The organism is Rhodococcus sp. NPDC003322 (assembly GCF_053589555.1).
The window spans coordinates 60,521-79,178 of sequence record NZ_JBSFSC010000004.1 but is presented as its reverse complement, the minus strand read 5'-3'; the positions used below and the strand labels follow the sequence as shown (position 1 = coordinate 79,178).

General features: G+C 69.4%; 22 protein-coding genes. 11 read left to right on the top strand and 11 right to left on the bottom strand.

Annotation, left to right across the window (positions count from 1 at the left end; translation table 11 throughout):
• Positions 1 to 231 precede the first annotated feature (231 nt).
• Positions 232 to 852 (top strand): TetR/AcrR family transcriptional regulator, encoded by a 621-nt coding sequence (locus ACWDUM_RS16590; protein ID WP_450134809.1) that lies wholly within the window; start codon positions 232 to 234, stop codon positions 850 to 852.
• A 144-nt stretch (positions 853 to 996) separates the two neighbouring features.
• Here the strand turns inward: ACWDUM_RS16590 and ACWDUM_RS16585 are convergent, their stop codons facing one another.
• Positions 997 to 1,845 carry a TIGR02569 family protein gene (locus ACWDUM_RS16585; RefSeq protein WP_450115696.1) on the bottom strand — a complete coding sequence of 283 codons (849 nt, stop codon included), beginning with the start codon at positions 1,843 to 1,845 and terminating at the stop codon, positions 997 to 999.
• Positions 1,846 to 1,951: 106 nt separating this feature from the next.
• Positions 1,952 to 3,190 carry an adenylyltransferase/sulfurtransferase MoeZ gene (gene moeZ, locus ACWDUM_RS16580; protein WP_450134808.1) on the bottom strand — a complete coding sequence of 413 codons (1,239 nt, stop codon included), beginning with the start codon at positions 3,188 to 3,190 and terminating at the stop codon, positions 1,952 to 1,954.
• Between the two features lie 121 nt (positions 3,191 to 3,311).
• Here moeZ and ACWDUM_RS16575 point away from each other — a divergent pair, with 121 nt between their 5' ends.
• Positions 3,312 to 3,755 carry an acyl-CoA thioesterase gene (locus ACWDUM_RS16575; protein ID WP_450115698.1) on the top strand — a complete coding sequence of 148 codons (444 nt, stop codon included), beginning with the start codon at positions 3,312 to 3,314 and terminating at the stop codon, positions 3,753 to 3,755.
• 47 nt (positions 3,756 to 3,802) lie between these two features.
• Here the strand turns inward: ACWDUM_RS16575 and ACWDUM_RS16570 are convergent, their stop codons facing one another.
• Positions 3,803 to 4,744: a DUF3152 domain-containing protein gene (locus ACWDUM_RS16570; protein WP_450135188.1), complete on the bottom strand. Its 942-nt coding sequence runs from the start codon at positions 4,742 to 4,744 to the stop codon at positions 3,803 to 3,805.
• Between the two features lie 483 nt (positions 4,745 to 5,227).
• On the opposite strand from ACWDUM_RS16570, the gene ACWDUM_RS16565 reads away from it, so the two are divergent.
• A complete protein-coding gene (locus ACWDUM_RS16565) occupies positions 5,228 to 5,875 on the top strand; it encodes a TetR/AcrR family transcriptional regulator (protein ID WP_450115700.1) in 648 nt (215 codons plus the stop codon).
• A gap of 65 nt (positions 5,876 to 5,940) precedes the next feature.
• Here ACWDUM_RS16565 and ACWDUM_RS16560 read toward each other — a convergent pair whose 3' ends face one another.
• Both ACWDUM_RS16560 and ACWDUM_RS16555 read right to left on the bottom strand, forming a co-directional pair.
• Positions 5,941 to 6,168, bottom strand: coding sequence for a DUF3107 domain-containing protein (locus ACWDUM_RS16560; RefSeq protein ID WP_450115701.1), 228 nt, complete (start codon positions 6,166 to 6,168; stop codon positions 5,941 to 5,943).
• Between the two features lie 135 nt (positions 6,169 to 6,303).
• Positions 6,304 to 6,984 carry a ferritin-like fold-containing protein gene (locus ACWDUM_RS16555; RefSeq protein ID WP_450115702.1) on the bottom strand — a complete coding sequence of 227 codons (681 nt, stop codon included), beginning with the start codon at positions 6,982 to 6,984 and terminating at the stop codon, positions 6,304 to 6,306.
• A 357-nt stretch (positions 6,985 to 7,341) separates the two neighbouring features.
• Between ACWDUM_RS16555 and ACWDUM_RS16550 the strand changes: the two genes are divergently transcribed.
• Together ACWDUM_RS16550 and ACWDUM_RS16545 are read left to right on the top strand one after the other, a co-directional pair.
• A complete protein-coding gene (locus ACWDUM_RS16550; RefSeq protein WP_450134807.1) occupies positions 7,342 to 8,925 on the top strand; it encodes a DEAD/DEAH box helicase in 1,584 nt (527 codons plus the stop codon).
• Between the two features lie 9 nt (positions 8,926 to 8,934).
• A complete protein-coding gene (locus ACWDUM_RS16545) occupies positions 8,935 to 10,167 on the top strand; it encodes an Rv3212 family protein (protein ID WP_450134806.1) in 1,233 nt (410 codons plus the stop codon).
• Between the two features lie 3 nt (positions 10,168 to 10,170).
• On the opposite strand, the gene ACWDUM_RS16540 is transcribed toward ACWDUM_RS16545, so the two are convergent.
• On the bottom strand, positions 10,171 to 10,959 hold the full coding sequence (locus ACWDUM_RS16540) for a ParA family protein (protein WP_450134805.1): 789 nt from the start codon (positions 10,957 to 10,959) through the stop codon (positions 10,171 to 10,173).
• Positions 10,960 to 11,020: 61 nt separating this feature from the next.
• On the opposite strand from ACWDUM_RS16540, the gene ACWDUM_RS16535 reads away from it, so the two are divergent.
• Both ACWDUM_RS16535 and ACWDUM_RS16530 read left to right on the top strand, forming a co-directional pair.
• On the top strand, positions 11,021 to 11,632 hold the full coding sequence (locus ACWDUM_RS16535) for an acid phosphatase (protein ID WP_450134804.1): 612 nt from the start codon (positions 11,021 to 11,023) through the stop codon (positions 11,630 to 11,632).
• A 48-nt stretch (positions 11,633 to 11,680) separates the two neighbouring features.
• A complete protein-coding gene (locus ACWDUM_RS16530) occupies positions 11,681 to 12,154 on the top strand; it encodes an N-acetyltransferase family protein (RefSeq protein ID WP_450134803.1) in 474 nt (157 codons plus the stop codon).
• 9 nt (positions 12,155 to 12,163) lie between these two features.
• Here the strand turns inward: ACWDUM_RS16530 and ACWDUM_RS16525 are convergent, their stop codons facing one another.
• The gene (locus ACWDUM_RS16525) at positions 12,164 to 12,589 is read right to left on the bottom strand and encodes a hypothetical protein (protein ID WP_450115708.1); all 426 of its coding nucleotides are present in this window, start codon (positions 12,587 to 12,589) and stop codon (positions 12,164 to 12,166) included.
• A gap of 76 nt (positions 12,590 to 12,665) precedes the next feature.
• Between ACWDUM_RS16525 and ACWDUM_RS16520 the strand changes: the two genes are divergently transcribed.
• Both ACWDUM_RS16520 and ACWDUM_RS16515 read left to right on the top strand, forming a co-directional pair.
• A complete protein-coding gene (locus tag ACWDUM_RS16520; RefSeq protein ID WP_450134802.1) occupies positions 12,666 to 13,622 on the top strand; it encodes a diacylglycerol/lipid kinase family protein in 957 nt (318 codons plus the stop codon).
• 352 nt (positions 13,623 to 13,974) lie between these two features.
• Entirely contained in the window at positions 13,975 to 14,229 is a 255-nt protein-coding gene (locus ACWDUM_RS16515; protein ID WP_007537924.1) for a WhiB family transcriptional regulator, read from the top strand.
• Positions 14,230 to 14,295: 66 nt separating this feature from the next.
• Here ACWDUM_RS16515 and ACWDUM_RS16510 read toward each other — a convergent pair whose 3' ends face one another.
• Both ACWDUM_RS16510 and ACWDUM_RS16505 read right to left on the bottom strand, forming a co-directional pair.
• A complete protein-coding gene (locus ACWDUM_RS16510) occupies positions 14,296 to 15,810 on the bottom strand; it encodes a sensor histidine kinase (RefSeq protein WP_450134801.1) in 1,515 nt (504 codons plus the stop codon).
• 12 nt (positions 15,811 to 15,822) lie between these two features.
• Positions 15,823 to 16,038, bottom strand: coding sequence for a biotin/lipoyl-binding carrier protein (locus tag ACWDUM_RS16505; protein ID WP_450115711.1), 216 nt, complete (start codon positions 16,036 to 16,038; stop codon positions 15,823 to 15,825).
• A 98-nt stretch (positions 16,039 to 16,136) separates the two neighbouring features.
• Here ACWDUM_RS16505 and ACWDUM_RS16500 point away from each other — a divergent pair, with 98 nt between their 5' ends.
• Together ACWDUM_RS16500 and ACWDUM_RS16495 are read left to right on the top strand one after the other, a co-directional pair.
• Positions 16,137 to 16,211, top strand: a complete 75-nt coding sequence (locus ACWDUM_RS16500; protein ID WP_095887907.1) for a 50S ribosomal protein bL37 — start codon at positions 16,137 to 16,139, stop codon at positions 16,209 to 16,211.
• A gap of 244 nt (positions 16,212 to 16,455) precedes the next feature.
• Entirely contained in the window at positions 16,456 to 17,373 is a 918-nt protein-coding gene (locus ACWDUM_RS16495) for a hypothetical protein (protein ID WP_450134800.1), read from the top strand.
• 129 nt (positions 17,374 to 17,502) lie between these two features.
• Here the strand turns inward: ACWDUM_RS16495 and rsrA are convergent, their stop codons facing one another.
• Entirely contained in the window at positions 17,503 to 17,784 is a 282-nt protein-coding gene (gene rsrA / locus ACWDUM_RS16490; protein WP_450115714.1) for a mycothiol system anti-sigma-R factor, read from the bottom strand.
• Positions 17,781 to 18,431: a sigma-70 family RNA polymerase sigma factor gene (locus ACWDUM_RS16485; protein WP_450115756.1), complete on the bottom strand. Its 651-nt coding sequence runs from the start codon at positions 18,429 to 18,431 to the stop codon at positions 17,781 to 17,783. Before ACWDUM_RS16485 ends, rsrA begins: the two co-directional genes overlap by 4 nt.
• Between the last annotated feature and the right edge of the window lie 227 nt (positions 18,432 to 18,658).

Sequence of the window (18,658 nt, the reverse complement as noted above, 5' to 3'; positions counted from 1 at the left end):
GTTGTGGACGCGCCGTTTCAGGCCGCCCACCCTCGTGACTGAATGACGTATTGAACGTTCATTCAAACGCAATATAGATCGGAGCGATCGGGACGTCAAGGACCGCGACACGACCCCGCTCCGGTCGCACGTTCACACGAACCATGTTGCAGTGCATCATTATTGAACGCCGCATCTCGAGTCCGTGACCACTCGTTTGACCCGAGAAAACCCGCCCACTATGGTGTTTGAATGATTGTTCAATCGGAAGGTGTCGGCGCGTCCGGAACTCAGGACCGCAGGTCCGAGATCCTCGGCGCCGCATCCGCCGCGTTCGCGACGAACGGCATCGCGGGTACGTCGATGCGCGAGATCGGTGACGCGGTCGGACTCAACGCCGGTGCGCTGTACCACTACTTCCGATCGAAGAACGCCATCGTCAACGAGCTTGTCACCGGCTACCTGTCGGATCTGCTCGCCGACTATCGGGCAATGAACCTCGACGCCCTCGATCCACGTGCCCGCCTGAAGGCCATTGTCGACGTCTCGCTCGCCACCGGCGCCGCGCGACCCGACGCCACCAAGGTCTACCACGCGGAATTCGCGAACCTGCGTAACCTCCGGGACTACGCCGAGGCCCGACAACTCGCCGACTCGATCCAGGGCATCTGGCTCGACGCGATCGAGGCAGGCAAGGACGCCGGAGTCCTTCGAAAAGACGTCCCTTCCAAAGTTTTTCACCGATTCCTGCGGGACTCCGTGTGGTTCAGCGTGTACTGGCGCAAGCCCGACGACCCGTACACCCTCGACGAACTCTCCGAGGACTGCATTTCGGTGTTCCTGGACGGCATGGCCCTGCGACCAGCACCCTAGCCACCACCCCAACCCTGTACCGCGAAGGAAGAAATCTGCCGTGAGCACCTGACTGCATCGTGCGCCGCGTGCGGCCCGTGACCCCGCCGCACCGGCTCGCCGAGCCTGGTTGGTGACCCGGCTGCATCGCACGCCGGGTCCGGCTCAGAGCATCAGCCTGATCAGGTCGGCCGTACGCACAAGTCCGGGCAGCGCCTCCGCCGTGGACCGGGGATGCAGGGCGTGCACGGCGAGCCGGAACATCAACGCCCGCAACAACATCTGCGGCCATTCGGGCAGTTCCTCCCAGCGCCCGATCAGTTCCTCGTCCGCCCCGCCCCAGGAGAGCGCGTCGACGACGACCACACCAGCCGCCCACGCCGCCGGTCTCCAGTAGGGGGTGATGTCGGTGATGCCTGGCGCTTCCGACCCCGAGAACAGCACGGTGCCGAACAGGTCGCCGTGCACCAACTGGTCGGGGCCGTGCACCGGCTTGCGCAGGGTCGCGAGCTGCCCGATCAGCTCCACACTGGTGCGTCCGTCCGTCGATGCCGGCTCGAACTGCCCCTTGACGCCACGAAGCGGGACCTGCTCCCACGCGGCCCGGTCGGCCGCGACGAACACGTCGACGTCCTGCCACGGCGGCACCGGTGGCTGCACCAGGAACCGGGGCCGCTCCAGCGCAGCGGTCGCCGCATGCAGCCGCAGCGACAGCGACACCACCTCGTCGTGCCGCGGTTCCGGCGAACCCTCGATGTAGGTGTCGGCGCGCCACCCGGAGACCACGTACCGCCCGTCCGTCGCTCGCACCGGACGCGCCAACCGGACGCTGTCGGGGTTGAGGGTCTCGCGCACCTTCGCCGACCACGCCGCGCGCGCGTGATCCGCGACCGGCGAGAGCACGACGTCGCCGCAACGCCAGCCACCCTCCCAGTCCGGACCGAGCGCGACGGGGCTGGTCTCGCGCAGACCGAAAGTGGACCGCACGTGGGCGGGAGGTTCGACGGAGCTCACGCTCGTCACGCTACCGCCGAGGCCGGTCCCGACCGGCGCTGACGCGCCCTGAGGGTGATCTCTTTACCCCGGTAGAGGTGCGGATCACCCACAGGCGCTCCAGGCGCTAGTAGGTCGGAAGGCTCGGATCGACCTGGTTCGCCCAGGCGATGATGCCGCCCTGCAGGTGGGTCGCGTCGGCGAACCCGGCGCGCTTGAGCGCGGCGAGCACCTCGGCGGAGCGGATACCGGTCTTGCAGTAGAGCGTGATCGGGCGGTCCTGCGGCAGCTCCGCGAGGGCGTCGCCGGACAGGATGCGATCCTTGGGAATCAGCGTCGCGCCGGGCAGGTGCACGATGTCCCACTCGACGGGCTCCCGGACATCGATCAGCGCGACGTCCTTGCCCGCGTCCAGCAGGTCGGCGAGTTCCCTTGCGGTGACCGTCGACCCGGCCGCGGCGTTCTGCGCGTCCCCATCGGCCCGGGACGGGTCGACCGGATCCTCGGAGACGACGCCGCAGAACGCGTCGTAGTCGATCAGTTCGGTGACCGGCTCCCGGCCGGGATCGCGCCGCAGCCGAATGGTGCGGTAGTTCATGGCGAGGGCGTCGTAGATCATCAGCCGCCCGAGCAGCGGCTCCCCGATGCCGGTGATCAGTTTGATCGCCTCGGTCGCCATGATCGAGCCGATCGACGCGCACAGCACTCCGAGCACGCCGCCCTCCGCGCAGGACGGCACCATGCCCGGTGGCGGCGCCTCCGGGTACAGGTCCCGGTAGTTCAGTCCGCGCCCGTCGGGTGCCGCCTCCCAGAACACCGACACCTGCCCCTCGAACCGGTAGATCGATCCCCACACGTACGGCTTGCCTGCCAGGATCGCCGCGTCGTTGACGAGGTAGCGGGTGGCGAAGTTGTCGGTGCCGTCGAGGATCAGGTCGTACTGCGCGAACAGATCCACCGCGTTGGTGTTGTCGAGCCGGTACTCGTGCAGCCGCACGTCGATGCGGTCGTTGATCTCGAGGACGGAGTCGCGGGCGCTGTGCGCCTTCGGCCTGCCGACATCGGAACGGCCGTGGATGACCTGACGCTGCAGGTTCGACTCCTCGACGTCATCGAACTCGACGATGCCGATCGTCCCGACCCCGGCGGCCGCGAGGTACAGCAGGGTCGGCGACCCGAGGCCACCGGCGCCGATCACCAGAACCTTCGCGTTCTTGATCCGCTTCTGCCCGACCATGCCGACGTTCGGGATGATCAGGTGGCGGCTGTAGCGCGCCACCTCCTCACGGCTCAACTCGGCGGCCGGCTCCACCAGCGGCGGCAGCGCACCAGTCGGCGTGGCGGAGGGCTGTACGGATGTCGACATGCCTCCCATTCTCCCCGTCGGTGCCGAACGGGTGTCGAGGACCCGGCACCGCACGGCCGCCGTCGGCTACGGTCCTGGTCGCCGGTCCCTCAACATCTCGACGCCGACCTCCAGGAGCACGATGACCACGTCCGCCACGCCCGACGACGCCGTCCACCGGACGCGGATCTCCGTCCGATGGTCCGACATGGACGCGTTCAAACACATCAACCACGCCCGGATGGTGACGCTTCTCGAGGAGTCCCGGATCGACTGGCTGGCGTCCGTGGACCCGGAGGTGTCGGCGCTGCTGCAGAACTCGGTCGTGGCCCACCTGGAGGTCCGTTACCGCACTCCGCTCACCCACGCGGACACGCCGCTGCAGGTGTCGATGTGGCTCGAGCGGCTGCGCAGCGCGGACCTCACCGTGCGCTACGAGGTCCGGGCGGCCGACGCGGATCCCGGGTCCCGGCCCGCGGTGGAGGCCTCGACGCAGCTGGCACTCGGCGACCCGTACACGCAGACGTTGCGCCGGCTGACGGCAGAGCAGCGCGCACAGCTGGCACCGTGGGTGCGCCCGGACTGACGACCGGGCAGCCCGTGCCGGCTCAGCCGCGCGGCGCCGGCGGCGCCTCAGCCACGCGGGTACGGCCAGGGGTTGAACCGGCAGGTCTTGCCGTCCATCGGCACGACGCCCTCCGGGTCGAGCTTGGCGATGTCGTTGTTCGCCGTTCCGAAGGTCTGCTGCATCATCACGGGTGCCAGCCCGCCGTCCGCCTCGCACGGCTGGTGCGCCTGGTATCCGATGGCGTGTCCGACCTCGTGGTTGATCTGGTACTGCCGGTACGACCCGATGTCGCCCTGATACGCGACGGCACCGCGCACCCACCGCGGCTCGTTCAGCACGACGCGGTCGATGCCCGGGTTGTAGCAGGAGACCTCCAGCTGGATGTCGTACCCGCATGCCTCGCGGATCGTCATCTGCGAGGTCAGTGAGATCCGGAAGGTCGGGTCGCCGGTGTCGATGCGCTGGAACGCGAATCGCGGGTCGTGGGTCCAGCTCTTCGGGTTCGCGAGAGTCTGGTCGACCATCCGGGCGAAGGACTCGTCTCCCCCGAAGCCCGCGGTGTCGACGCCGTCCTCGACCTCGACCGTGTAGGTGAACACCTGCTCAGTGCCCTGCCCCGTCTTCGGGCCGGTGCCCGGGATCAGCCGCCACGTTCCCGCACCGGTCGCGGTGAACGGCCCACCCTCGGGCAGCGCACCGGACGGGATCGTCTCGGCGAAGTTGCCGTCGGCCAGCGGCGGAACCCCGATCACCCCGGTGCCCTCGCTGGTGCTGCGCGCACCGAACCCGGGATCGCCGTACGAGACGGACTCGGGTTCCCCGACGCCCCGCAGCGCGTCGACGAGGACGAGGACGGTGACCACCGCCAGGACCGGGATGGCGTAGGCACGCCACCCGTAGGTGGCGACGAACTTGCCGAGTCGGCTCTGCTTGCGCACCTGCCGTTCGGGGCGGGAGCTACGCGGCCGGCCGCGGTCCTCGCCGATCGGATCCCACTGCGCTCGCAGCGGCTGGTGTGACCCGACCTGGGTGCGGCTCCACCGGTCCGACTCGCTGTCCGCCTCGGCCCGATCGGGGTTCGTGGTGTCCTCGCGCCCGCCGGGGCGCGTGCCGTCCGGGTGACCTGTACGCGCATCCGTCGAGTCGTCTGGACTCCAGGGGTGTCCACCCCGCAGTCGCGGTCCGCCTCCATCCGTCACCGGTCCAGCGTCTCACAACCGCGAGCCTCCTCCGTCCGGGCACGCCGATCGGCGATCACCCGCCACGGCCGACCGGAACCCGCTGCGACCTGCAGCGGGACCACCCCAGGCATACTGGACACCTATCGGCAACAGTGACCTGGAATACTCGGGGGAAGGAGCATTCGCCATTCCGCGGATGACCGGGCACAGGTCCGGTATCGTTCGATCACTTTGTGCACCCGGTGCCGTGAGCAACCTCACCCGCGCAGCACGAGGCACGGATGGTGACAACGCAAGATTGGGAGCACGATGACTGAACTCGCGGATCGTTCCGCAACGTCGACCGGACGTCAGGGCGCCAAGCGCAGCACCCGACTGCCCCGGGACGCTCGCCGGCTCCAGCTGCTGCAGGCCGCCAGCGAAGTGTTCGTCAGCCGCGGCTACCACTCGGCCGGCATGGACGAGATCGCCGAGTGCGCCGGAGTCAGCAAGCCCGTGCTCTACCAGCACTTTCCCGGCAAGCTCGACCTGTACCTCGCGGTGCTGCAGAGCTACGTGGACAGCCTGATCTCCGGTGTCCGCCAGGCGCTGCGCTCGACCACCGACAACCGGCAGCGCGTCCGCGCCGCCGTGCAGGCGTTCTTCGACTTCGTCGACAACGACAACCAGGGCTACCGGCTGGTGTTCGAGTCGGACTTCATGGGAGACCCTCAGGTCCTCGCCCGCGTCGACCGCGCCACCGAGGCGTGCGTGGACGCCGTCTTCGACCTCGTCGCCCACGACTCCGGACTCGACCCGTACCGGGCTCGCATCCTCGCCGTCGGACTCGTCGGAACCAGCCAGTTCACCGCCCGCTACTGGCTGCAGGCGAACCGGCCGATCCCCAAGGAGGAAGCGGTGGACATCACCGTCCAACTCGCCTGGGGAGGCCTCTCCCACGTGCCCATGCACAACTGAACGACCCGAACGCAAGAGAAACGGGGCGCGCGGATCATTCCGCGCGCCCCGTTTCCGTTTCGATGTCAGCTCGCGAAACCGACCTTGCGGCTGTCCGGCTGACCGATCTCCACGTAGGCGACCTTCGAAGCCTGGATCAGGAACTTGCGACCCTTGTCGTCGGTGAGGGCGAGGACTCCCGATGCGTCGCCACCGATCGCCGCGGAGACGAGCTCGGTCACCTCTTCCGGGGTCTGCGCGCTGCTGAGGATCAGCTCGCGCGGGCTGTCAGAAATGCCGATTTTGACCTCCACGGCCAACCTCCGAACTCTCGTGCCATCACTACCTGATGCCAGGCTAATGCAGCCTGCCTCCACCCCACCCGCTGCCGGCGTGTGCTGAGAGCGAACACCTCCGGTGCGGCCGCCCCCTGACCGTTGGCGCCGGACTCAGACGAGCCCGAGCACCGCCATCCGCTCCGAGTGCCGCTGCTGCATCCGGTCGAACAGCGCCGCGACGCCGTTGAGGTCCCCGCTCGCCGAGAGCATCAGATCCGTCAGCGCCTCCCGTTGCGCCATCACGTACTGCGCCTGCGTGATCGCCTCGCCGAGCAGGCGCCGGCCCCACAGCATGAGCCGGTCCTTCTCCTTCTTCGATGCCTGCACGGCGGCGCTGACCTCCTGCACCACGAACTCGGAGTGCCCGGTCTCCGCCAGCACCTCGCGCACCACAGCGCCGACGGACGGATCCAGCGAGCCCGCGATCTCGAGGTAGAAGTCGGCGGCGATCCCGTCGCCGACATGCGCCTTGACCAGGGACTCGAGCCACGTCGCCGGGTGGGTCGACGCGTGGTAGTCGTCGAGCGGCTTCACGAACGGCGCCATCGCGGAGTACACCTCGAGGCCGCGGTCGGTGAGCGCCGACTCCAGCGTCTCGAAATGCCCCATCTCGGCGCCGGCCATGCGGGCCAGCGCCACCCTGCCCGCCATGGTCGGCGCCATCCGGGCGTCCTCGGCGAGGCGGTAGAAGGCGGAGATCTCACCGTAGGCCAGTACGGCGAACAGTTCGCTCACACCGGGGTGGTCGGCGGCGATCGAGGACGACAGCGAATCGGCAGAATTGGCTCCCATGCGGGACAGCGTAGACCGCGCCTACCTGCGAACTCGGCCACGGCAGTTACCATGGTTGCGGGTCGCCGCCCGATCGTCCGACCAATCGGACACATCGCATGGACGCGGCGACCCACAGATAATGTGCGCGCACCTGATCCGCAGGTCCTCCTCCCGCGCCGCGCCGAGACACCCGTCTTGCGCGCAGGGCAGCAGGAACAGTGACCATCGGACAAGGGCACCGGCGTCAGTCGGAAAAGGGCATCGCCCGGAGTTCGACTCGGGCACCGCCCGGGGTTTCGACTCGGGCACCGCCCGGGAGTTGGACACGGGCAACACCCGGTGGCCGACCCCCGGCCCCGCCCAGCTCGTGCGCGCGTGCCGACGAGGAAGGCCAGAGCACTGAGCAAGATCACGATCGACCACGAAGACGACGCAAGCGAGACGACCCTGTCCGCCCAGCTCGACGAGACCCACACCGCCCCCACGTTCGCCGAACTCGGCGTCCGCGACGAGATCGTCCGGGCCCTGACGGAGATCGGCATCGAACGCACCTTCGCCATCCAGGAGTTGACGCTGCCGCTCGCCCTGGCCGGCGACGACCTGATCGGCCAGGCCCGAACGGGCATGGGCAAGACCTTCGGCTTCGGCGTGCCGCTGCTGCACCGGGTCTCGAGCACCGATTCCGGCACCGCGCCGCTCGACGGCACCCCACGAGCGCTGGTGATCGTGCCGACCCGCGAGCTGTGCATCCAGGTGACCGACGACCTGGTCAACGCCGCCAAGCACCTGAAGGCCGGGAACCGCAGGCTCGAGGTCCTCTCGATCTACGGCGGCCGCCCGTACGAGACCCAGATCGAGGCGCTGCAGAAGGGCGTCGACGTCGTCGTCGGCACCCCCGGACGACTGCTGGACCTCGCCAAGCAGGGTCACCTGATCCTCGGCAAGGTCGGCGTGCTGGTCCTGGACGAGGCCGACGAGATGCTCGACCTGGGCTTCCTGCCCGACATCGAACGCATCCTGGGGATGGTGCCCGACGCCCGGCAGACGATGCTGTTCTCGGCGACGATGCCCGGACCGATCATCACCCTGGCTCGCACGTTCCTGACCCGGCCGACGCACATTCGCGCCGAGGAGCCGGAGTCGTCCGCGGTGCACGACCGCACCACCCAGCACATCTACCGGGCGCACGCCCTGGACAAGGCCGAGATGGTCGCGCGGATCCTGCAGGCCGAGGGCCGCGGCGCGACGATGATCTTCACGCGGACCAAGCGCACCGCGCAGAAGGTCGCGGACGAGCTGAACGAGCGCGGCTTCTCGGTGGGCGCCGTGCACGGCGACCTCGGCCAGATCGCCCGCGAGAAGGCCCTCAAGAGCTTCCGCACCGGCAAGGTGGACGTCCTCGTCGCCACCGATGTGGCCGCCCGCGGCATCGACATCGACGACGTCACGCACGTGATCAACTACCAGTGCCCGGACGACGAGAAGACCTACGTGCACCGCATCGGCCGCACCGGCCGCGCCGGGCGCACCGGCACCGCGGTCACGCTCGTCGACTGGGACGACGTGCCGCGCTGGCAGCTGATCGACAAGGCCCTGAACCTGGGGGTCGCCGAGCCGGTCGAGACCTACTCCAGCTCCGAGCACCTGTACTCGGACCTGAGCATCCCCACCGACGCGAAGGGCTCGATCCGCAAGCCGAAGCCCGCCCGCACGCACGAGGTGTCCGCCGACGCCGAGCAGTCCTCGGATCGTCCCCGCCGCACCCGTACCCGCAAGCGCACCCGCGGCGGCCGGACCGCCGACACGGCGAGCACCGCACCCGCCGACACGTCGTCGGAAACCGTTGCGCCGGAACCCACCTCCCCCAGCGGTGAGGCGACCCCGGCACGTCGACGTCGGCGTCGCCGTCGTCCGGCCTCCGGCGCGACCGCCACCTCCACGGCGTCGACCACGGAGTAGCCACCCACCGTGCTCGCACCCGAGCGGCGCACTCGCGCCGACGTTCTGGCCGCCTGCGCGATCGCGGTGCTCGTGCTGGTCGCAGCCGCGGCGGTCTGGTTGACCAGCGACGCCGAGGGCACCGAGTCGGTGACCGCGACGACGCCGGCGCCGCCCGCGGAGACCGCACTGGCGGTTCCCGAGACGCTCACCGAGATCTGGCGCGCCGACAGTGACGCCACCCGCACCCCTGTGGTCGCGGGTGGCGCCGCCGTCAGCGGAGACGGCGACACCGTCGTCGGGCACGACCCGGCGACCGGCGACCCGATCTGGCACTACCGGCGCGACCGGACGCTGTGCGGGGTCATCGGAGCCTGGAACACCGCGGTCGCGGTCTACCCGGACGACCGCGGATGCGGTCAGGTCACCCAACTGGACGGGTCCACCGGGGTCCGGAAGGCGCAGCGGGCGAGCGACGCCGACCCCGCCGTGACCCTGTCGGAGGACGGGACGTACCTGACCTCACGCGGCGCGACCCGGATGGAGGTGTGGCGTTCGGACCTGGTGCGCACCCTCGAGTTCGGGCGGGTCGACGCGCCGGTCAATCCCGCCGCGCAACCCCGGACCGGGTGCACGCTGCTCTCCTCCGCGTCGAGCAGCAGCCGGGTCTCGGTGCTGGAGTCGTGCCCGGGCGAGGACGCGGTCCGGCTCAGCGTCCTCAACCCTGCGCCGAAGGACAACTCCGAGCCCGAGGAGTACGGGTCGCGGGTTCTCGACGAGGCCGGACCGTCCGACACCGGCGCCCGCGTGCTCGCCGTCTCCGGCGAGCGGACGGCCGTCTACCTACCCGCCACCGGGACCGCGGGGGCGACGGTCGCCGTTTTCGACGGGACCGGAAACGAGACGTCCCGGTACCCCGCCCCCGCGGACGTCTCCCCCACCACCGTCGTGGAGCGCACCGGATCCTTCCTGAGCTGGTGGACCGGATCGAGCGTGATCGCCCTGCGGACAACGGATTTCGCCCCCGCCTGGTCCGTCGGCGGCGCACTCGGCCCCGGCACCGCGATGGCGGGTCTGTTCCTCGTCCCGGTCGAGGGCGGCGTCGCGGTGATCGACGCGGCCACCGGAGCCGAAACCCGGCGCATCCCGATCGACCGGCCGGGCCTCGCACCCGCACGGCTCGGCGGCCGCCCGATCACGTCCGCGGTTCTCGGCTCCGTCCTGCTGGAACAGCGCGGCGACGAACTGGTGGCCCTGCGTTAGACGTCACTCACCGAAGGTGTTCAGCTCGGCACCCTCGTCCCAGTGCGCGACCAGGTTCGCGGCCAACTCGCGGTACGCCTGCGCGCCCTTGTTGGCGCGACCGGACAGCACGGTGGCACCCGACGCGCTCGCCTCGGCGAACCGGACGGTGCGCGGGATCGGCGGCGCCAGAACCGGCAGGTCGTAGCGGTCCGCGACGTCGGCGAGCACGTCGCGGCTGTGCGTGGTGCGCGCGTCGTACAGCGTCGGCAACGCGCCGAGCAGGGCCAGGTCGGGGTTGGTGATCTCCCGGACCTCGGAGACGGTACGCAGCAACTGCCCGACGCCTCGGTGCGCGAGTGTCTCGCACTGCAGTGGCACCAGCACGGAGTCGGCCGCGGTGAGCCCGTTGAGGGTCAGCACGCCCAGCGACGGCGGGCAGTCGACCATCACGACGTCGAAGTCGTCACCGAGCGTCGCCAGCGCCCGCTTGAGCGTGAACTCGCGCCCCGGCCGCATCAGCAGCACCGCTTCCGCCCCGGCCAGGTCGATCGTCGCGGGCACCAGCGCGAGCCCCTCCTCCGTGTCGAGGATCACGTCCCGGATCTGCATCTGCCCGGTGAGCACCTCGTGCACCGACGACTCGAGCCGATCGGGATTGTGCCCCAACGAGAACGTCAGACAGCCCTGCGGATCGAGATCGACCACCAGGACCTTCCGCCCGAGCCCCGCCAGCGCCGCGCCGAGCGAGGCCACCGTCGTGGTCTTCGCGACCCCACCCTTTTGATTCGCCACCGCGAGCACCGTCGTCACGGAGGTGATCTTTGCGTACTCGGAACGCTCCCGCGACCGACCGGCCTGAGATGATGCACAGGTGCCTCCCGCCGACCCGTCCATACCCGTCCCACCTCGCGACACCGGACGCATCGTGTTGCTGCGGCACGGGTCGACCGAGTGGGCGGCGACCGGCAGGCACACCGGCCGCACGGACGTGCCGCTGACGCCCGAGGGCGAGGAGCAGGCCCGCGGTGCGGGCCGCCGCCTCGAGTCGCTGGCCCTGCGGGACCCGGCCGTCCTGTCCAGCCCGCGCATCCGTGCGGCCCACACCGCCGAACTGGCGGGCCTGAGTGCCCGCGTGTGGGACGAACTCGTCGAGTGGGACTACGGGGACTACGAAGGTCTGACGAGCGCGCAGATCCACCACCAGGTGCCGCACTGGACGGTGTGGACGCATCCCTGCCCCGGCGGCGAGGAGGCCGACTCCGTGGAGTCGCGGGCGGACCTGGTGCTCGCCGTCGCCGAGTCCACCCTGCCGGAGCGGGACGTGGTGCTGGTCGGGCACGGGCACTTCTCCCGGGCGCTGATCGCCCGCTGGGCCGGCCTGCCACTCGTCGAGGGCCGCCGGTTCGCGTTGTCGCCCGGGGCGATCACCGTGCTCGGCTACGACCACGGCGTCCGGCTGATCGTCACCCACAACGCGTCCTGACCCGCCCCACGGACCCGCAACGTTCGACGAAAACGAAAGAGGTATCGCATGATTCGCCGCGTCACCACCGCGGACGTGCCGGCCGTCACCGGCCTGGTGTACGAACTGGCCGAGTACGAGAAGGCCCGCCACGAGTGCACCGTCACCGCCGAGCAGATGACGGCCGCACTGTTCGGCCCGAACCCGGCCGTGTTCGGCCACGTCGCCGAGGAGGACGGTGTCGTGGTGGGGACCGCGCTGTGGTTCCGCAACTTCTCCACCTGGGACGGGGTGCACGGGATCTACCTGGAGGACCTGTACGTGCAGCCGGCCTTCCGCGGCCGCGGGTACGGCAAGGCCCTGTTGGCGACCCTGGCGCGCGAGTGCGTCGACAACGGGTACACGCGACTGGCGTGGTCGGTGCTGAAGTGGAACACGCCGTCGATCGAGTTCTACGACTCGCTCGACGCGCAGGCCCAGGACGAGTGGACCGGCTACCGGCTCAGCGGCGACCCTCTGGCCCACCTGGCGGCGACGGTCTGACGACCGCGGTCACTCCGGCTGTGCGGTGTCCCCGCCGTACTCCTCGGCCATCCAGCGCGACGTGGGCGCCGAGAACAGGCACACCAGAGCCGGCACCACGACCACTCCGAGGAGCACGCCGAGCACCGGCCGGTGCGAGTCGGTGAGCAGCGACCACACCACCGGCAACAGCAGCAGCTGCGCGACGACGGCGATGGCCCGGCCCCAGCGGCGGCCGCGCAGCAGCCCGAGGCCGGCGGCGAGCACGGCACCGCCGAGGATGACGAACCACGCCGCCGTGCCGTACGGGTTCGCGGCGTCCTGGTCGTGTCCGAGCAGACCCCGGATCACCAGGACGAGTGCGACGACGACCGCGACCGCCCCTTCGAAGGTGACCAGCCCTCCCGCCCATCGAACCGTGGCGGGGGTGGACAGGGGCGCAGCAGACTCGGGCACGGCGCCAGCCTATAGAACGCCGCGCCCGGGTCGGCGCGAACTCCCCGGCGCCCGGTCCCCGCTAGGCTGACGATCCGTGCGTGCGCTGCTGATCGTCAACCCGAATGCGACCTCGACCACCCCCGCGGCTCGCGACCTGCTCGCGCACGCGCTGTCGAGCCGGGTGCAGGTACGGGTGGTGCACACCACGCACCGCGGGCACGCCGCCGAGTTGGCCCGTCGCGCGGTCCTCGAGGGCATCGGGCTGATCATCGTGCACGGCGGCGACGGCACCGTGAACGAAGTCGTCAACGGTCTGCTCGGCGCCCCGGAGCCGGAGTCGATGAAGGCGCTGCCCATCGGACCGACCCCCCTCGTGGCCGTGGTGCCGGGCGGATCCGCGAACGTCTTCGCCCGCTCGCTCGGCATCGACCCGGACCCCGTCGTGGCGACGAACCAGTTGATCGAACTGCTGGAGCTGCGGGAGAGGCGGAGGATCGGGCTGGCGCACTGCGACGGCCGCTGGTTCACCTTCAACGCCGGCCTCGGGCTGGACGCGCAGGTGTGCGAGGCGATCGACCTCGCCCGCGCGAAGGGCCACGCAGCGACCCCCTCCCGCTACGTCCGCACGGCGGTCCGCGCGTTCCTGAGGAACCGGCGCCTGGAGCCCACGCTGACCGTCGAGATTCCGGGGCACGATCCGGTGGACGGCGTGCACTACGCGTTCGTGTCGAACTCGAGCCCGTGGACCTATCTGAACCACCGGCCGATCTCGGTGAACCCGGAGACGGGGTTCGAGACCGGTCTCGGTGTGTTCGCGATGCGCACGATGAGCGTCGCGGCCAGCCTGCCCGTCGTCCGACAACTCCTCACCCCCGGATCAAACCCCAAGTCGCGCAAGCTTTTTCGAGTCGACGACGCATCCAAGGTGCGAATCACGTCGAGCGCACCGATCGGACTGCAGGTGGATGGCGACTACCTCGGCAAGCGCACCGAGGTGGAGTTCGTCGCGGTGCGCGACGCGCTGACACTGGTGGCGCCGAGCCGCGGTTGACGGCCCCGATCGAGCGAGGACCGGCGAGGGGCGGCGGGCGAACCGGCGGCTAATGGCTTATACACCGTTTCGGCACCTGCCGAGGGTCAGTTCAGAACAGAACCGTACACCCATAGTGCATAAGTGCCGCGAGCGGGGTACAAAGTAATGCAGACCACACCGGGTGATTCGAAAGAGTGAGTTACCCCACGGACGGGCCATTTTCTATTGACTTCCTGCGCGTTCGTGAAAGCATTCACAAGCAACAGCGAGGAAACAATTCGCTCCCCGCGCATGAACGACGCGATACGACGCGGTGCATTCGCACCGAAAATACGACACGGTGCGACGCACCCGGTGAAGGAGTAGAAGGATGGACTGGCGCCACAAGGCAATCTGTCGGGACGAGGACCCGGAGTTGTTCTTCCCGGTGGGAAACAGTGGACCGGCCATCGCGCAGATCGCGGACGCCAAGCTGGTGTGCAACCGCTGCCCCGTGACCGCCGACTGCCTGTCGTGGGCCCTCGAGTCGGGCCAGGACGCGGGCGTCTGGGGCGGCATGAGCGAGGACGAGCGGCGCGCGCTCAAGCGTCGGAACGCGCGCACCCGTGCCCGCAGCGCGGTCTGACACCGTAATACTTCTCGTGAGGCCCGGCACCGAAAGGTGCCGGGCCTCACGCGTATTCGGCACCGATCACACGCGGGACGCGGCGCGCCGGCCCAGCGGAACCCGCAGCGCGGCCTCCGTGCCCCCACCCAGGGCGGGCCGCAGACCCAGCGAGCCGTTCAGTTCCGCGGACACCAGGGTGCGGACGATCTGCAGACCGAGGCTGTCCGACCGCTCGAGGCTGAACCCGTCCGGCAGGCCCGCACCGTCGTCGTGGATCACCACGTCCAGCCATCGCGCGGACCGGGTCGCGCGCAACGTCACCGTTCCGCCCTGGCCGGGCTCGTAGCCGTGCTCGATGGCGTTCTGCACCAGCTCCGTCAGGACCATGACCAGCGGCGTGGCACGCTCGGCGGGGAACACCCCGAAACTGCCCTCACGGCGGATCTGGACGGTGCTGTTGACCACCGCGACGTCCGCCATGATCGGCACCAGCCGGTCCACGACCTCGTCGAGGTTGACCTCCTCGTCGACGGACATCGACAGGATGTCGTGCACAAGCGCGATCGACGTGACCCGGCGCACCGACTCGGCCAGGGCCTGCCGCGCCTCGTCGTGCTGGGTACGCCGGGCCTGCAACCGCAGCAGCGCCGCCACCGTCTGCAGGTTGTTCTTCACCCGGTGATGGATCTCCCGGATCGTCGCGTCCTTGCTCAGCAGGGCCCGGTCGCGGCGCTTGACCTCGGTGACGTCCCGGATGAGCACCACCGCGCCGGCGGGCTGACCACCCGGCCGCAGGACCAGCGTGCGCATCAGCACCGTCGCCCCGCGCGCCTCGACCTCCATCCGCTTGCCTGCCTTGCCCGCCAGGGCCGCGCGGATGTCGGTGGCCACGTCCTGCGCGTCGAACGGGTCGGTGATCAGGGTGCGGGTCACCGACGCCAGGTCCCGCCCCTTGAGCGTCGTCGTGGTCAGACCCATCCGGTGATACGCCGACAGGGCGTTCGGGCTGGCGTAGACGACGGTGCCGTCGGAGTCGAGCCGGATGAAGCCGTCCCCCGCACGCGGGCTGGACAGGATCTCGCTGTGCTCCTCGGGGGTCGGGAAGGTGCCCTCGCTGATCATCTGGCACAGCTCGGCGGCGCAGTCCAGGTACGCGACCTCCAGCGGGCTCGACTGCCGCTGCTGCGTCGGGTTGGTGTCCCGGCTGAGCACCGCGATCACATCCCCGCTGCAACGCACCGGAATCGCCTCCCGCCGCACCGGGGCTCCCTCGGCGGGCGGGCCGTCCGGAACCCGCACGATCCGCCACTCGGCCAGTGCCTGGCGCACGTGCGGGTGTTCGACGTCCGAGGCGACCCAGCCGACCGCGTCCTCCGCGAAGGCTGTCGGCGCGGTCGTCGGCCGGCACTGCGCGACGCACACCAACTGGGGACCGTCGGCCGGCTCTGCGACGCCGGCGTCGGTCGGCACCCACAGCAGGACGTCGGCGAACGACAGGTCCGCCAGCAACTGCCACTCCCCGACCACCCGCTGCAGGTGGTCGACGCCCTCCCCGGGCAGGTCGGTGTGTTCGGCGAGCAGATCGCTGAGCGTCGACATCGGACGGTCGGGTCAGGCGATGACGGCGATCAGGTCGCCCTGCTGGATGACGTCGCCGACGGTGACGTCGACCGAGGTGACGGTGCCGTCGATCTCCGCGATCACCGGAATCTCCATCTTCATCGACTCCAGGATCACGAGGGTGTCCCCCTCCTTCACCTCGTCGCCTGCTGACACCACCACCTGGAAGACGGTGGAGACCATCTCGGCGCGCACGTCTTCGGCCATCGAGCACCTCGCTTGTGTTGGAGACCTACCAGTGGAAGTACAGCCAACCACACGTGGAAGAATGTCCCCGAGCGAGATCGGATAGAAGGGAGACAACCATGGGTAAGCGTGGTCGCAAGAAGCGCAGCCGTAAGGGCAGTGCCGCCAACCACGGCAAGCGTCCCAACGCCTGAGCGCGTAGACGAAGCCTCACACAGGGCCGGATTCCTTCGGGAGTCCGGCCCTGTGTCGTACGCGGACCATTTCCACGGTTCGCCCCCACGACATGCCCTTCGCCCCTACGATTGCGCGCACGCGGTCGGGGGACCACTCGGTATGTTTCGGCTTCGTCGGGCACCGGCGCAGCTCGACCTCCGCCGCGGACACTCACCCAGCGGCACGAGGGACACCCGCCGATGCCGCCCCGACAGGCGGCACATGCCCCACACCCGCACGCCACTCCGGACAGCCTTCCGGCACACTCACAACCGCACACTCGCCCGCCTCGCCACCGCAGCAACGGCCACCACCCTGATCGCGGGCGCGTTCGTCACCGGTGCCGCGGCCGCGGCACCGCTCGAGGACGATCGCAGCGTCACCGTCACGACCGACGAATACCGCGTCGACAAGGAGGTCGTCGGCAGCAACGAGAAAGTCCCCGGATCGACTGTCACGTATCGGACGAGCTTCTCACCCACCGACGCGCCCGAGTACTTCAACTGGGTGAGTGATGAGTACGCTCCCGGTCTCACCTTCGTCACGGGCACCCTTTACCTGTCCGACACGAACGGCACGAAGACCGCGCTCGACACCTCCCCGTACGTCTCACCCGAAGGCGACACCCCACACGTGAGTTTCCGCCCGGGCGACATCTGGGTGGGCCCAGGTTGGGCCCTCGTCGCCTTCCATGTGCCACCCGAACTCCAGTACTTCACGGACAGCGCGGCGGTGACGCGGTTCACCCAGCCCTATGTCGAGGAGCACTGGAAGCTCACCCCTGTGTTCGACGCAGCGGCCAACACCGTCACTTTCGCCGATCCCGGCTTCTACATACCCGCTACCGAACACGGCCATCTCTCGGTCTCGGTGTCCTTCTTCATCCCGCCGGACAGCTACGAAATCGGCTCGTCCGTCGACAGCGGGCTGACGGTCGACATCGACGGACTCGGCAAACAGACCTGGAATCCGATCGGGCTGCAGTTTCACATCCGCAGCTACGAGGCCGAGCCCTGCTTCCTCTGCGTCGACTACGGTGGCGGTGACTGGGACAACGGCTTCTGGGGCTTCGGTAGCGCCGACCTCGGGCGGGGAGACAACGAGACACTCAATCTCGTTTCAATGATGCTGGGCAGCTGACCCGTCCGGGTCGTTCGTGCAGCTCGACGACACCCGCTCGAACGCTTTCCGACAACCGTCGACAGGTCCCGTCCCGAACAGGCAGGGAGCGACCCCGAGGCTTCCTCGGGGTCGCTCGCTGTGTCGGGCCTACTGTCCCGGGTCGACCCGGGTGATGATCGTGGTCTGGCTCAGCTGGATGCGCAGGCGCTGGCGCAGGCTGTCCGGCGCGTGCTCCCCACCGCACTTGCGGGCGAGCAACGACTTCACCTTCGCCTCGATGCCGTACGCCTCGAAGCAGGAGCCGCAGTCCTCCATGTGCTGCTGCAGCCGGGCGCGGGTCCGGTCGTCGCATTCGTTGTCGAGCATCAGCCATACATCGGCGATCACGGCGGAGCAGTCGAGCCGCTCGAATTCGTTCTGCTCGCTCACCGGGACGCCTCCTGCTCCTGGCCTGTCGCGGCCGCGGCGGCGGCCCCTCGATTGAATCCTCGTTCGCGGGCCACGTCGGCGAGCAGTCCACGCAGTTGCTTGCGGCCGCGGTGCAGCCGCGACATCACGGTCCCGATCGGGGTGCCCATGATCTCGGCGATCTCCTTGTACGGGAAGCCCTCGACGTCCGCGTAGTACACCGCCATCCGGAACTCCTCCGGCAGTTGCTGCAGCGCGTTCTTGATGTCGTCGTCGGGCAGCGCGTCGAGCGCCTCGACCTCCGCGGAGCGCAGACCCTGCGAGGTGTGCTCGGCGGTCGCGGCGAGCTGCCAGTCGGTGATCTCGTCCGTCGGGTACTGCGCCGGCTGCCGCTGCTTCTTGCGGTACGAGTTGATGTAGGTGTTCGTCAGGATCCGGTACAGCCACGCCTTGAGGTTGGTGCCCTCTTTGAAGGACCGGAACGCGGAGTACGCCTTGACATACGTCTCCTGCACGAGGTCCTCGGCATCGGCCGGGTTGCGCGTCATCCGCAGTGCGGCGCCGTACAGCTGATCGATCAGCGGCAGGGCATCGCGCTCGAAGCGCTGCGTCAGCTCTGCCTCGGACTCGACGACCGGATCGGAGGCCAAGGGCTCCGGCGGGTCGATGTCGTGGGGTTCGCTCAGGTCGTTGGGCACGGTGATCCCTTCGCTCTTGTCAGAGATCCAGGCTACCGCCACACGGTTCCCCTCACGGCGACCAGCGGGACGCTCCAGGCACTTCACCGACACGGGCGGCTCCTTTCCGACACGGACCAACGTGCACGGTGCAACACCCACGAGGCGCCGAGTGTTCCCGCCGACAGCCGGCACGAGGCGCAGTTCTACAGTGTCGA

Excerpts from the sequence above, each read along its gene's own strand:
- ACWDUM_RS16590 (WP_450134809.1), top strand. The coding sequence starts at position 232 with ATGATTGTTCAATCGGAAGGTGTCGGCGCGTCCGGAACTCAGGACCGC.
- moeZ (WP_450134808.1), bottom strand. The coding sequence starts at position 3,190 with ATGTCGACATCCGTACAGCCCTCCGCCACGCCGACTGGTGCGCTGCCG.
- ACWDUM_RS16575 (WP_450115698.1), top strand. The coding sequence starts at position 3,312 with ATGACCACGTCCGCCACGCCCGACGACGCCGTCCACCGGACGCGGATC.
- ACWDUM_RS16565 (WP_450115700.1), top strand. The coding sequence starts at position 5,228 with ATGACTGAACTCGCGGATCGTTCCGCAACGTCGACCGGACGTCAGGGC.
- ACWDUM_RS16555 (WP_450115702.1), bottom strand. The coding sequence starts at position 6,984 with ATGGGAGCCAATTCTGCCGATTCGCTGTCGTCCTCGATCGCCGCCGAC.
- ACWDUM_RS16530 (WP_450134803.1), top strand. The coding sequence starts at position 11,681 with ATGATTCGCCGCGTCACCACCGCGGACGTGCCGGCCGTCACCGGCCTG.
- ACWDUM_RS16515 (WP_007537924.1), top strand. The coding sequence starts at position 13,975 with ATGGACTGGCGCCACAAGGCAATCTGTCGGGACGAGGACCCGGAGTTG.
- ACWDUM_RS16510 (WP_450134801.1), bottom strand. The coding sequence starts at position 15,810 with ATGTCGACGCTCAGCGATCTGCTCGCCGAACACACCGACCTGCCCGGG.
- ACWDUM_RS16505 (WP_450115711.1), bottom strand. The coding sequence starts at position 16,038 with ATGGCCGAAGACGTGCGCGCCGAGATGGTCTCCACCGTCTTCCAGGTG.
- ACWDUM_RS16495 (WP_450134800.1), top strand. The coding sequence starts at position 16,456 with ATGCCCCACACCCGCACGCCACTCCGGACAGCCTTCCGGCACACTCAC.